This is a genomic window from Streptococcus halichoeri (genome assembly GCF_009870755.1).
GTDB lineage: Bacteria > Bacillota > Bacilli > Lactobacillales > Streptococcaceae > Streptococcus > Streptococcus halichoeri.
The window spans coordinates 1-13,354 of the sequence record NZ_WLZU01000037.1; the positions used below are offsets into that span (position 1 = coordinate 1).

Annotated in this window: 11 protein-coding genes and 1 pseudogene; all 12 read right to left on the reverse strand. The window is 46.9% G+C overall.

The genetic code is table 11. The features are described 5' to 3' along the window. Nucleotides 1-505: pseudogene (locus GWD08_RS08865) on the reverse strand (hypothetical protein); the annotation flags it as partial. Nucleotides 506-776: 271 nt separating this feature from the next. Beyond that, on the reverse strand, nucleotides 777-1,913 hold the full coding sequence (dnaJ, locus tag GWD08_RS08020; RefSeq protein WP_159565139.1) for a molecular chaperone DnaJ: 1,137 nt from the start codon (nucleotides 1,911-1,913) through the stop codon (nucleotides 777-779). A gap of 499 nt (nucleotides 1,914-2,412) precedes the next feature. Continuing rightward, nucleotides 2,413-4,239: a molecular chaperone DnaK gene (dnaK, locus tag GWD08_RS08025; RefSeq protein ID WP_159565141.1), complete on the reverse strand. Its 1,827-nt coding sequence runs from the start codon at nucleotides 4,237-4,239 to the stop codon at nucleotides 2,413-2,415. A gap of 557 nt (nucleotides 4,240-4,796) precedes the next feature. Then, nucleotides 4,797-5,360: a nucleotide exchange factor GrpE gene (grpE, locus tag GWD08_RS08030; RefSeq protein ID WP_159565143.1), complete on the reverse strand. Its 564-nt coding sequence runs from the start codon at nucleotides 5,358-5,360 to the stop codon at nucleotides 4,797-4,799. Nucleotides 5,361-5,387: 27 nt separating this feature from the next. Beyond that, nucleotides 5,388-6,422: a heat-inducible transcriptional repressor HrcA gene (hrcA, locus tag GWD08_RS08035; RefSeq protein ID WP_159543140.1), complete on the reverse strand. Its 1,035-nt coding sequence runs from the start codon at nucleotides 6,420-6,422 to the stop codon at nucleotides 5,388-5,390. 134 nt (nucleotides 6,423-6,556) lie between these two features. Next, on the reverse strand, nucleotides 6,557-7,168 hold the full coding sequence (locus GWD08_RS08040; RefSeq protein WP_159547716.1) for a glucosaminidase domain-containing protein: 612 nt from the start codon (nucleotides 7,166-7,168) through the stop codon (nucleotides 6,557-6,559). Between the two features lie 116 nt (nucleotides 7,169-7,284). Next, on the reverse strand, nucleotides 7,285-8,010 hold the full coding sequence (locus GWD08_RS08045) for a histidine phosphatase family protein (RefSeq protein ID WP_159565145.1): 726 nt from the start codon (nucleotides 8,008-8,010) through the stop codon (nucleotides 7,285-7,287). 364 nt (nucleotides 8,011-8,374) lie between these two features. Then, the gene (locus GWD08_RS08050; protein ID WP_159543146.1) at nucleotides 8,375-8,611 is read right to left on the reverse strand and encodes a GlsB/YeaQ/YmgE family stress response membrane protein; all 237 of its coding nucleotides are present in this window, start codon (nucleotides 8,609-8,611) and stop codon (nucleotides 8,375-8,377) included. An 18-nt stretch (nucleotides 8,612-8,629) separates the two neighbouring features. Then, nucleotides 8,630-9,586: a DMT family transporter gene (locus tag GWD08_RS08055; RefSeq protein ID WP_159565147.1), complete on the reverse strand. Its 957-nt coding sequence runs from the start codon at nucleotides 9,584-9,586 to the stop codon at nucleotides 8,630-8,632. A gap of 382 nt (nucleotides 9,587-9,968) precedes the next feature. Continuing rightward, nucleotides 9,969-11,408 (reverse strand): Asp-tRNA(Asn)/Glu-tRNA(Gln) amidotransferase subunit GatB, encoded by a 1,440-nt coding sequence (gene gatB, locus GWD08_RS08060; protein WP_159547713.1) that lies wholly within the window; start codon nucleotides 11,406-11,408, stop codon nucleotides 9,969-9,971. Next, on the reverse strand, nucleotides 11,408-12,874 hold the full coding sequence (gene gatA, locus GWD08_RS08065) for an Asp-tRNA(Asn)/Glu-tRNA(Gln) amidotransferase subunit GatA (RefSeq protein ID WP_159565149.1): 1,467 nt from the start codon (nucleotides 12,872-12,874) through the stop codon (nucleotides 11,408-11,410). The genes gatB and gatA overlap by 1 nt, the downstream gene beginning before the upstream one ends. After that, the gene (gene gatC / locus GWD08_RS08070) at nucleotides 12,874-13,176 is read right to left on the reverse strand and encodes an Asp-tRNA(Asn)/Glu-tRNA(Gln) amidotransferase subunit GatC (RefSeq protein ID WP_159543153.1); all 303 of its coding nucleotides are present in this window, start codon (nucleotides 13,174-13,176) and stop codon (nucleotides 12,874-12,876) included. Before gatC ends, gatA begins: the two co-directional genes overlap by 1 nt. Nucleotides 13,177-13,354: the final 178 nt, after the last annotated feature.

The window sequence follows — 13,354 nt, forward strand, 5'->3', positions numbered from 1 at the left end:
CGCGTTCTCCTGGCCAACCTATTGGTCCTGTTGGACCAGCTTCGCCTTTTGGTCCACGTTCGCCGGTTTCACCCTTATCGCCGCGCGGGCCTTGTGGGCCAGCTGGACCGCGAGCACCGGCAGGACCGGGTTCACCACGGTCACCTTTGGGACCAGGTGTCTTTTCAATTGTTTTTAAACCCAAGCCGATTTCTGTGTATAACTTATTTGTGTCACCAAAGTAAGTTTTTAAAAATTCTTCAAGTTGCATTAAGTAATCATAGATACTATCCGTAGTATAAGTATTTCCCAAAAACTTTCCTAACTTACCTTCTTGTACCACTTTACTTACCGTAGGAAGGGTATCACCTTTATCACGAACAGTGCTGAGATACTCTTCAATTTTTCCAGTATCATTTTCCGCCTTAACGCTTACCCCCCCCCCGAGGGTTACTAAAAGGGCTGCAGCTGAGGTGAGACCATAGCGGCAGACCAGACGATGGAGGCTTTTCGGTTTGCTTTTCAATTGTGTTTCTCTCTTTCTTCCCTATAAATTAGAAATTCTTCTCCTTAATGAGCATTTCACTCAGAGTATTATAAGGGAATGGCAATATGATTTGAAGGTCACAGGGATGTATTTTCTGTTATTTTATGACCTTATCAAACAAAAGCTGTCCTCTATGGTTTTTGTATCAGAATCTGTGACTGTTTTTGTTAAAAACACCCTATCTAAAGGTTCAATTTTTTAAAACAAAAACAAAGAGGGCCGTTTACTGGTCCTCTTGCTAGAGCTTGGCTTACATGTCTTCAAAGGCATCTTTCATTTTGTCCAGGAAGCCTTTCTTCTTAGGGCTGGTGACGTCTTCGCCACTTGCTTGGGCAAAGGCTCGTAAGGCTTCTTTTTGGCGGTCGTTTAACTTAGTTGGGGTGACAATGTTGACGGTCACATGCTGGTCGCCTTGGCCGGCGCCACGTAATTTTGGTGCGCCCTTGCCTTTGAGGCGGAAGGTCTTGCCGGTCTGGGTACCGGCTGGGATGGCCATTTCGACCTGACCATGCACGGTTGGGATGTCAACGGTGGCACCTAGGGCAGCTTGAACAAAGCTGACATTGAGTGTGTAGTAGATGGTGGCGCCATTACGCTCAAACTGCTTGCTTGGTAAGACGTTTAGGATGACAAAAAGATCGCCATAAGGCCCGCCATTAAAGCCGGCTTCGCCTTGGCCTTGTAAGCGGATTTGTTGGCCCGTTTCGACTCCGGCTGGAATCTTGACGGAGACTTTATGGGTTTCTTTTTCATGGCCAGTGCCATGGCAGGTAGGACAAGGGTCTTTGATTTCTTGGCCGGTACCATGGCAGACATCACAGGTCACCTGGCGATGCATCATCCCCAGTGGGGTTTGGGTATCAACCGAGATAACGCCTGAGCCATGACAGCGGCTACAGGTGATGGGGCTAGTGCCTGGTTTGGCACCTGAGCCATCACAGGTGTGGCAGGTTGCCTCACGGTGGTAGCTAACTTCCTTTTCCGCACCAAAGATAGCCTCTTCAAAGGAGAGGTTGACACGGTATTGCAGGTCATCTCCTTGGCGTGGGGCATTGGGGTTGCGGCTTGCACCACCGCCAAAGAAGCTTGAGAAAATATCCTCAAAGCCGCCAAAACCGCCGCCATCAAAGCCACCAAAACCACCACCGCCAAAGCCGCCTTGGCCTTGGGCCCCGGCTGAGCCATACTGGTCATAAGCAGCACGCTTTTGACTATCGCTTAGTGTTTCGTAGGCTTCTTGAACATCCTTATACTTTTGTTCAGCGCCAGCTTCCTTGTTGATGTCTGGGTGATACTTTTTAGACATCTTACGATAAGCTTTTTTAATCTCGTCCTGAGAGGCATCCTTAGAAACCCCCAGACGATCATAGAATTCCGTATTGTTCATAATTAAGATACCAAGCCCGTATAATGCAACGTGAAAATAGGAAGATGGCAAAAAATCCTGATTTTTTAGACAGCTTCTCTTTTTCACACAGCATTTAGGGCGGGTTCAGTTCCTTTCTAAGATACCAAGCCCGTAAAATGCAACGTGAAAATAGGAAGGTGGCAAAAAATCTTGATTTTTTAGACAGCTTCTCTTTTTCACACAGCATTTAGGGCGGGTTCAGTTCTTTCCATAAGTTTAGAAGGGTATCTAGGCAAAAACAGAGGCTGGGTTGCAACCTCTGGATTTTTACATAGTGTGGGGTGTGAGAAGGTCCGATTGGCAGCACTCGATTTGAGAGCTGACTGGCCTTCTCACCTACCTTGCTTCTGTTTGTGTCTACGTCATTCAGCTGAATGGAGTTCGAGCTAAGAACTTCGGAAAAAAGATAATTTTCCTTGAATGTAAACAGTCATCGTCAGGTTCCTATTTTTCTGTCGTTCTTTTACGCTCTCACATCTTACTTTTCTGTGAACTCACCATCTACAACGCCGTCATCGCTTGCTGAGTCACTGGTTTGTGCGCCTTCTGCGCCCCCTGCTGCTTGTTGGGCTGCGGCAGCTTGTTCGTACATTTTAACAGCTAATTCCTGAGCTTTTTCATTTAAGCTTTCGAGTTTTGTTTTCATCTCATCAAGGTTACCTGATTCTTGGGCAGCTTTAAGCTCGTCAAGAGCGGTTTGGGCAGCATCACGTTCCGTGTCAAAGCCCTTGCCTTCGGTTTCTTTGATGGTTTTTTCAGTCGCAAAGATAGCTTGATCGACTTCGTTTTTAAGATCAACTTCTTCTTTACGTTTGGCATCAGCTTCGGCGTTAGATTCGGCGTCTTTCATCATGCGTTCGATTTCTTCTTCAGAAAGGCCGTCGTTTGACTTGATCACGATGTGTTGTTCTTTTTGGGTACCTAGGTCTTTTGCTTTTACAGAGACGATACCGTTTTTGTCAATGTCAAAGGTAACTTCGATTTGTGGAATACCACGAGGCGCTGCTGGGATGTCGGTCAATTGGAAACGGCCCAGCGTTTTGTTATCAGCTGCCATTGGGCGTTCACCTTGGAGGACATGGATGTCAACGGCTGGTTGGTTATCAGCTGCAGTGGAGAAGACTTGTGATTTAGAGGTTGGGATGGTTGTGTTGCGGTCAATTAATTTGGTAAAGACACCGCCCATGGTTTCAATCCCTAGAGATAATGGGGTGACGTCTAGGAGGACAACATCCTTGACATCGCCAGTGATTACTCCACCTTGGATGGCAGCACCCATAGCAACGACTTCGTCAGGGTTAACGGATTTGTTTGGTTCTTTGCCGGTTTCAGCTTTGACGGCTTCGACAACGGCTGGGATACGTGTTGATCCACCAACTAGGATGACTTCGTCAATTTCAGAAAGGGAAAGTCCGGCATCTGAGAGGGCGCGGCGGACTGGTGTTTTAGTCCGCTCAACAAGGTCATGGGTTAGGTCATCGAATTTCGCACGTGAAAGGCTCATCTCTAAGTGAAGGGGACCTGCTGCTCCTGCTGTGATAAATGGCAAGCTGATTTGGGTTTGGGTTACACCGGACAAGTCTTTTTTGGCTTTTTCAGCAGCGTCTTTCAAGCGTTGCAATGCCATTTTGTCTTGGGAGAGGTCAATGCCGTGTTCTTTTTTGAATTCAGCGACAAGGTAGTCAATGATTTTTTGGTCAAAGTCGTCACCACCGAGTTTGTTGTCTCCTGCTGTAGCAAGAACGTCAAAGACACCGTCACCAAGTTCAAGGATAGAGACGTCAAAGGTACCACCACCAAGGTCAAAGACTAAGATTTTTTCGTCTTTGTCTACTTTATCCATACCATAAGCAAGAGCTGCTGCGGTTGGTTCGTTGACGATACGTTCGACTTCAAGTCCGGCAATTTTACCAGCGTCTTTGGTAGCTTGGCGTTGAGCGTCGTTAAAGTAAGCAGGGACAGTGATAACGGCCTTAGTTACTTTTTCGCCAAGGTAGTCTTCTGCATAGCCTTTCAAGTATTGAAGGATCATGGCTGAGATTTCTTGTGGTGTGTATTCTTTGCCATTTGCTGAGACTTTCTCAGATGTTCCCATTTTTGATTTGATCGAAATAACTGTTTCTGGGTTAGTGACAGCCTGGCGTTTAGCTGCATCACCGACAATGATTTCACCATTTTTAAATGAGACTACTGATGGTGTTGTACGGTTGCCTTCTGGGTTGGCAATAATCTTGCTTTCTGTTCCTTCAAGAACTGCGACTGCTGAGTTAGTTGTTCCTAAGTCAATTCCGATAATTTTACTCATGTTTGTTTCCTCTTTATGCTATTTTCTTTTTTGTTGTAATGTCACTCTTCTTAAGTAGTGTTAAAATAGGCTCATTTTGTTCGTTGCTATAGCAGAACACATCGCCTTGCAAGCCTAGGGCTTGCTGTTCATCAACATCTTGCGCAGTAGCTGACTGAACTTTCTATGCCTTACCGGCTATGAACATTCTAGTCAGCCTTGCGGAGGGGGCGTTAGCGAAATCAACGATTTCTGACTGACACCTAGTTTTTTGTCATTTCGGACAGGGTGTGCTAGCACACTGCCTTTGTTTCCTATTTTCTTTCCACTTTTTTTACGGTCTTTGCATCTTAGTTGAACTGAGCACGACCTAAAAGTGCCGCGAAAAAGATAAACTGCCTTGTGTGCTGGCACACTGCCTTAGTTTCCTATTTTCTTCTCACTTTTTTTACGGTCTTTGCATCTTAGCTGAACTGAGCACGACCTAAAAGTGCCGCGAAAAAGATAAACTGCCTTGTGTGCTAGCACACTGCGTTAGTTTCCTATTTTCTTCTCACTTTTTTTACGGTCTTTGCATCTTAGTTATACACCACCACCATGGCGGGTCTTAAGAGGCGCTCATGGAGCTTGTAGCCTTTTTGGAAAACCTCCGCAATAGTGTCTGCTGGGTGGTCTTCGTCTGCTGGCAGGGTTTGGACAGCCATGTGCAGGTTATGATCAAAGTTTTCCACTGCTACTTCTTCGATGCCTTCTTCTTTGAGGGCTTGGATGAGGCTTTCTTGGACCATCTCTAGGCCCTTTTTGACATCGTCCGTGAGGCCTTCGACGGCAAGAGCTCGCTCCAAGTTATCAAGACTTGGGAGGATTTTCTTTGCTAGATCCTGCGAGCGGTAGCGCTGGAGGTTTTGCCGTTCTTCGTTTGAGCGGCGCTGGATATTTTGCATTTCGGCGTGCGCCCGCAGGTATTTGTTTTCAAATTCTTCTGCACGCGCAGTGGCTGCCTCTAACTCTGATGGTTGGTCGGCATCCGGCTGGTCTTTTGGTTCTTGCTCTGCCATTTCTTCAGGTGGCTCTGTGACCATATCTTCTGTGGGTTGCTGGTCTTTATCTTTGTGCTCTTGGTCTTGGGGTTTTTGGGACAAGGTAACACCTCTTTCTTTTTTGATGGGTTAGTGCACTTCGTAATGGTTACTGTTTAGGTAACGGTAGTAATCTCTTAGTTTAATGGCTAAGATCCGGCCAACGACATTGATCAAGCTGACATTGCGGCGATAATCCATATCGATGGGACCGATGAGACTAAGGAGCCCATAGCCACGGTAAGGAATCAAGAACTTATAGGTCAACAGACTGACCTGAGATAGGGCTTTCTCCTTGGCATTTGCGACCTGGACGGTCGCCATGGCATCCTCAGACATGCTCTCACGGATGCTAAGGGCTAGCGCTGCTGGGTTATCTAGAAACTGATAGGTGTCTAAGCCGGCAAAATTCAAGGCATTGACCTTGCCAGAGACAAAGATGGTTTCTTGGAAGAGTTCCTTAAAGATATAATCAAACAAGTCTAGCACGTTATCCGTAATGGTAAAGTACTTTTGTAAGACTTGGGGAATCTCGGTGCGCAGGCGGTAATGGATCTCCATCAAGTCACGGTTAATGAGCCGATCATCCACGATTTCTTTGATTTTTTCAAAATCGCGGGCCAAGAAATTTCTCGGGATGGCAAATTGCACTGTCAGTGGCTTTGACTCATCCATGGTCAAGACGGCTAAGGCATCGTGGCTGGATAATTGGACGATGTTAAAGCTTGTTAGCTTTTGCCTGGCTGGCTCGACATCCAAGATCGCAACGGAATAGCCGGTGATGTTGGCTAAGACCTGGCTGGCTTTTAAGAGAATATCCTCTAGTTTGTAGGCTTCAAAATCAAAAGCTTTAATCATATGATAGACATCTCTTTCATCGATGCATTCTAAATCTAAGGAATGTTCGACGAAGTATTTAAAGCCCGCCGCACTTGGCATGCGACCGCTGGATGTGTGGGCCTTTTGCAGCAGGCCTAGCTTTTCTAGCTTGGCCATGTCATTACGAATGGTAGCACTGCTGGTTTCAATGGACTCTTGTAAGGCTTTTGAGCCAACAGGCTCATGGGTTTTGGTGAATAAATCAATAATGATATTGAGGATTTCATTTTGCCGATGTGTAATCACAAGCCAATCACCTCTTTCATTTAGCACTCTTTACTATAGACTGCTAATCTATGATTCCATTATACGCTATTCTATCGGCTTGTCAAGGGAAAAAACTAAAAAATTAGCACTCACTTTTGCTGAGTGCTAATTTTCTAATCATACTGAGTGAGGTTGTATTGCTCAATGACCTGAATCATGGCTTGGGCCCTGTTTTTATCTTGAGGATAGAGGTATTTTTGCAGGGCTTGGCTGGGTTTGACATAGCCTTTTTGGGTGGCTAAGTGGGTGTATAAGTCGGTATCGGCTAATTCCCCTGCTTTCAGGCGTTGCAAATAATCGCGCGCAGCCTGGTCCCAGCTGAGGTAGCGGGCGTAGCGAACGGTTTGGCCTTGGGTCATTGCTTGCGCTGCTGAGCTATTTTGCAAAAAAGGCGCAACTGAACTAGGTGTCAAGGCGATGGCGGCTTGGCCTGGTTTGGCTGGGAGGGCATAAAGGTTAGCGTATTTGGCGGCCAATAAGGTCTGGCCATGCTGGCTTTCAAGATCGGCTTGAGCCAGTAAGACTGAGGGTTTGATGCCGTAAGCTTTGGCGATGGGGCCTAGCTCTTTGGCTAGGCGTTTAAGAAAGGCTTGCTGGCTGTAGGGGACAGGCTGCAATTGTCGCGCCTTAGGTGGGCTTGCGTGCCAGCATAAGGGAAGGAGAATCAGTCCCATAAAGAGCACTAACAGTATGATAAAGTATCCTAAGCTGAGGCGTTTTCTCATTATTTCTCCTTGAGTCAGTCTGGCTACTATTTCGTGGTAGCTGCTGGTTTTTTATTTTTTGGGGATAGGTCCCCTCGTAAGAGCTAGGGGGTGATGGCTCGCACCAGTTTTTAGCCTCAGTCTGGCTGGTTGGTTGTTTGCTGGGCGGCAGTTGCTTCGATGATCTCGCGACCTCGATAGCGATAGCTCATATCTCCGATGGCTTTGATGGTAAACTGGCCGTCTTCATAGTCAACGACAGTAACAGAGCCGTTATCAATGTATTGTTTGTCATGCTGAGGATCAATCAACCATAAGAAGGTCCCTATGGTCATGCCATGGCTTACGACAATGGCATTGCCGCCGCCGGCATTTTGGATGGACAAGGCAATCGCTTCAAAGCCGTCTAAAATGCGTTTGCGCAGCACTTCCCAGGGTTCAGCCCAGTTGGCAGTGTCTACTTCGACAATGCTTTGTGCTAACTCTGAGTAAGGGATATCTCGCAGGTTGTCGCGGCCTTGAAAGGCTTTGGTCCTAGGGAGCACACCAAGGAATAATTCGGAATCATAGGCTCCATCTAGGCTACCAAAACACCATTCCCGGATACGTTTGTCACGTGTATAGGGGATAAAAGCTTGCTCGGATTCCCGCAAAATAATCTCCATGGTCAACATGGTACGACCAGAATCACTGGAGAAGGCGGCTTGAAAGGGAATGGCGGCATCTTTTAGGCCTAGACCAAGTTCACGGATACCTTCTTCGCCGGTTTTTGTCAGGGGTGTATCACTCCATCCTTGTGCGCGACCAATTGTGTTAAACATTGTTTTGCCGTGGCGGGCAATATAAAGCCTGGTTTTTGTCATAGTGTCCTCCCTCTTCTTCTATCCATTATAGCATTAAACAAAAGGGCATGCAAAATCCCTTGCTTTACCGTTTAGGACTTAGCAGCTTGGGGCTAATGGTTGCAAATCAATGACAAGCTCTTTACCTTAGGCCTGATTTGTTACTCAGCTGACATTGGCTTTTCATATTGCTTGGTTATACTTATGGTAGGCACCTAAGAACCGATAAGACACACTAGGTTGCAAAGACCACTTGAGCGCAAGCACTCAAGTGGTCTTTTTTTCTATTTTTTGTCAGGTTGTCAAGCCTATCACGGCTTTAGGCTCGGATTAAGCTTGGTTTAGAACAGCACTCTCTTTTTCAGATACTGTCTGATTTTGATTTTTATTTGCGTCCCAGTAAGGCAGATGCCACCACAACGACAATGGCTGCCCCAAGAATGGAAGGAAAGATCGCCATGCCAGCTAAGTGCGGGCCCCAGTAGCCAAAGAGTTTTTGACCAAGAGCTGAGCCAATAAGGCCGGCGGCAATATTGGTTAAACAACCCATGGAGCTACCCTGATCTGTGATTTTTCCTGCGATCATGCCGATAATCGCACCTACAATTAACGATCCAATCATGTGTTTCTCCTTTTTATATTATGTGTTCATTTTTGAGCTATTAGGTCGATGAGACATCTCATCTTTGGTGGCAAAGCGCTTTTCCCTTCGCAAGAGATAGATGTCACGAATGGAAATGAGAAGGACGGCAATAAGGATTAAAAGCATGCCAAGCAAATCCTGATAGAAAAACTCCTGCCCTAGCAAGATAAAGGCCAAAAAGACCGAGGCAATAGGCTCAATTGCGGCTAAGAGGGTGGCCTTGATGGGGCCAACCATGCTGGTTCCTACTAAAAAGAAGGTATAGGCCACAATCGTTCCTATAACAACTAGGCCAAATAAGGCCAGACTATTGCCAGGTGTTAAGGCTAGCTTATAATGCCAGGCCCTGGTCAAAAGGGTAAATGTGGAACCAGAAATGACCATGGCAAGGCCAATGACTACGAGACTACCCCAGTCTTGAATCAGCCGCACAGGCAGCAAGACATAGAGGGCCGCAGCCACAGCCGAAATCAATCCCCATGCCAGACCTTGAGGTGTGACAGCAAGTTCTGAGAGGTTACCATGGGTTGCAATCACTATCGTCCCAACAAGGGCAAGGAAAATAGAGCTGCTTTCAGCAATTGAGGGGTAGCGCTTCTCAGTCAGCGAGACAAAAGCTAGGATCAAAACCGGGTTTAAGTACTGTAAAACGGTAGCGGTCCCGGCATTGGTAAACTTAATCGCATTTAAATAAGCATATTGGTTCAAAAGCAAGCCACAAAAACTAAAGAGCAACAACTGTAGCACAGCTTTCTTTTGCTGCAAGATAGCTTTTAAGCGTTCTTTTTGCCTGGCTATGGCAAGTCCTAGCAAAAAGAGCCCAGAAATCAGTAGGCGAAGCGCTGTTAGTAAGTTCACATTAATATTCTGGCTTAAGAGATATTGGCCGGCCACACCTGATAAGCCCCAAGCTGTTCCGGCCAGCAAGACGAGGATGGTGCCCTTATGTTTCACTGTTTATGTTCCCTTTCACTATGTGTTTCTTCCAAGTTATGGTCTGTTGTCTATTGTACCATATTCGCTAGCTCCTCTGAAAGCTTTATTCCTTAAAAGAGCTAGCCCTTAAGATTTGCTTTGCTTTTTAAGACATGTCAGATTCATAGATAGCTAGGTCTCACTACAGGGCCAAAGGAGGCGAATTCGGCTGCGGGCGGCACGTATGTCTTAGACTGATTCTCTTTATTGTCAGTTGCTAAAAGCCTACAGAGCGCCGTTTTGCCTCGCTCATTCCCACCACCTAGCCAACCTAGCCAACTAAAAGCAGCAAGCGCCTACCAGGGCCGCTCGCTGCTCACTGTAACTATTCTTAAGCTTTGCTCTTTTGCTTAAGGCGACTTTAGTCTCGTAATGCTTGTAATTCCTGAGCTAGGAGTTTGAGAGCCACTTGTGGGTTGGCCTGGCCTTTGGTCGCCTTCATCAGATAGCCAGTGAAGGCCTTATCTGCATTACGTTTACCAGCTTTAAAGTCCGCCACGGCTGCTGGATTATCGGCAAAAACCTGATGAATAATGGGAATTAAGACCTGAGGGTCAGAAATTTGAACCAAACCAGCGGATTTGACATAAGCTTCCGCTGAGCCGCCGTTTTTAGCTAGATGCACAAAAACTTTCTTGGCAATTTTTGAAGAGATGGTGCCATCATCGATGAGCTGGATCATCTCAACCAGATTGGCCGGCGTCAAGCTGATAGCCTCAAGAGACTTAGCTTCGCTATTTAGGAATTGAGCCACTTCACCTTGCAACCAGTTGGAGATTTGCTTAGCATCGCCACCTAGGGCCACGGCTTGCTCAAAGAAATCTGATGTGGCTTTGGTCGCGGTTAATTGCCCAGCATCATAGTCGGACAAGCCAAGCTCACTGACATATCTGGCACGTCTTTGGGCGGGGAACTGAGGCAGAGCTGCACGCATTTGCTCAATCCAAGCATCGTCAATGTGATAAATGGGAAGATCAGGTTCTGGGAAGTAACGGTAATCAGCAGCGCCTTCTTTGACCCGCATCAAGATCGTAGCTTTGTTGGCCTCGTCATAGCGACGGGTTTCTTGGCGAATGATGCCGCCTGAACGCAAGATTTTAGCTTGACGTTCCACTTCGAACTCAAGTCCTTTACGAACATTGGAGAAGGAATTGAGGTTTTTGAGCTCGGTCTTGGTGCCAAAGGCTTCTTGGCCATAAGGGCGCAGCGAAATATTGGCATCGACCCGCATGGAACCTTCTTCCATCTTAACATCGGAGATGCCGGTGTATTGGATAATTTCCTTAAGGGCGGTGAGATAAGCATAGGCTTCTTCTGGCGAACGCATATCTGCTTCTGAGACAATCTCAATCAGTGGTACTCCCTGGCGGTTGAGATCGACATAGGAGTAGCCATCACTGCCATGCGTATTTTTGCCGGCATCTTCTTCTAGATGGGCCCGCTCAATGCGAATTTTTTTGCTGCTGCCATCTTCTAGTTGGATGTCAATCCAGCCCGCATAGCCTATGGGCTCATCAAATTGAGAGATTTGGTAGGCTTTAGGATTATCAGGGTAAAAATAATTCTTGCGGTCAAAGTGCATGGTCTGGTGGATGTCCATATTGAGAGCCAGCGCAGCTTTGATTCCCGCATCAATAACACCTTTGTTCATGACTGGCAACACACCTGGGAAGGACCAGTCAATGACATTGGTGTTAGCATTTTGCTCTTTGCCAAAATGGGCTGAAGCCGGGGAGAAGATTTTGGACTGGGTGTTTAATTCCACGTGAACTTCAAGGCCGATAATCGTTTCAAAATTCATTACTGAGCTCCTCCAAAAATAATGGGCTTTTGCTTATGGTAGTCGGTGCTGGCTTCAAAGCTAGCGGCTACTTGATAAAGGGTGGCTTCGCTGTATTTGGGACCGATGAGTTGGAGGCCAACGGGCAGACCCTGATCAAAACCAGCAGGGATGGAAATCCCAGGGAGACCAGCTAGGTTAACCGGAATGGTCAAGATGTCAGCCAGGTACATAGCTACTGGGTCGTGGTTGAGCGACTCAAGGGCAAAGGCGGTGGTTGGTGCGGTTGGGCCAAGGATGAGGTCATAGTCTGCAAAGACTTTGGCAAAATCCTGAATGATTAAGGTGCGGACTTGGCCGGCTTTTTTGTAATACGCATCGTAGTAACCAGATGACAAGCTAAAGGTTCCTAGCATGATCCGGCGTTTCACTTCATCGCCAAAGCCTTCTGAGCGGGTATTGACATAAATATCATCTAAGTTTTGATAATGTTCTGTGCGGTAGCCATAGCGAATACCATCAAAACGCTGGAGGTTTGAGGAGGCTTCTGAGGAGGCGATGATGTAGTAGACGGCAACCCCGTACTTGGAATGCGGCAGGCTAACTTCTTCGACAATGGCGCCTAATTTTTCAAATTGCTGAGCGGCCTTTAGGATGGTTGCTTTGACCCCTGGGGCAATTCCTTGGCCCAGGTATTCTTTAGGCAGGGCAATTTTCATGCCCTTGATGTCTTGACCGAGCTTAGCTGTAAAGTCGCAAGCAGGCTGGTCTGCTGAGGTGGCATCTTTGCTATCATGGCCTGCGATGACATTCAAGAGCTGGGCGTTTTCTTTGACGGTTGGTGACATGGGACCGATCTGATCAAGCGAGCTGCCAAAGGCCACAAGGCCAAAACGCGACACCCGACCATAGGTTGGTTTCATGCCGACAATGCCATTAAAGGAAGCCGGTTGGCGAATCGAGCCACCGGTATCTGAACCCAGTGACAAGCGGACTTGCCCAGCAGCAACTGCTGCTGCTGAGCCACCTGATGAGCCGCCCGGCACCTTGCTTTGGTCCCAGGCGTTTTTTGTTTTCTTGAAATAGGAGGTTTCAGTCGAGCCGCCCATGGCAAATTCGTCCAGGTTGGCTTTACCAATAACAATCATCTGCTTGTTATAGAGCTTTTCGACTGCTGTCGCATCAAAAATCGGCTCATAGTTGTAGAGCATCTTGGATGCGGCGGTGGTTAAAATTCCCTTGGTTGAAATATTATCCTTGACAGCTAAGGGGATGCCCGCCATAACATTATCTGGGTCAATCCCTTTGGCATCTAGGTCTTTTGCTTGGGCCAAGGCTGCTTTTTCTGACACGGTGATAAAGGCGTCAATCTGCTCTTCGCGTGCCTGAATATCCTCTAAGGTGGCCTTGGTTAATTCGGTGACAGACAATTCTTTATTGACCAAGAGTTCATGCAGTTGATCAATCGTATAGTGATTAAATGACATTAGGCATCTCCTCCGTCTTCAAGAATGGCTGGGACTTTGATGTAATAATCTTCTTGCTCGGGGACATTTTTAAACAACTCAGCGCGATCTGGACCTGCTTGAGCCTCGTCTTTACGCATCACAGTTGTGCGGTCGGCCATGGTTGTCGTCACGGCGACACCTTCTGTGTCCACTTCATTTAAGAGTTCAATCATGTCGACAATTTTGGACAAGCTTGAAGCAAATGCTGATGTTTCGTGATCTGAAAAGCGTAACTTGGACAAATGAGCCACGTGACGCACTTCTTCTTCAGAAATTTTCATGACTTCTCCTTACTCTAATTCCTAGGATGTTCCTTTGACATAGTCTTCTCCATTATATCACATTCAGCTCTTGCCCGGCGAAAAAGTTTCTCTCTACTTACTGGAGGCTTGCGTGTGCCTAGCTCTTGATAGCACCCCTAAAAGACCTCGCCGGTTTCGACGAGGTCTCACAAAATCA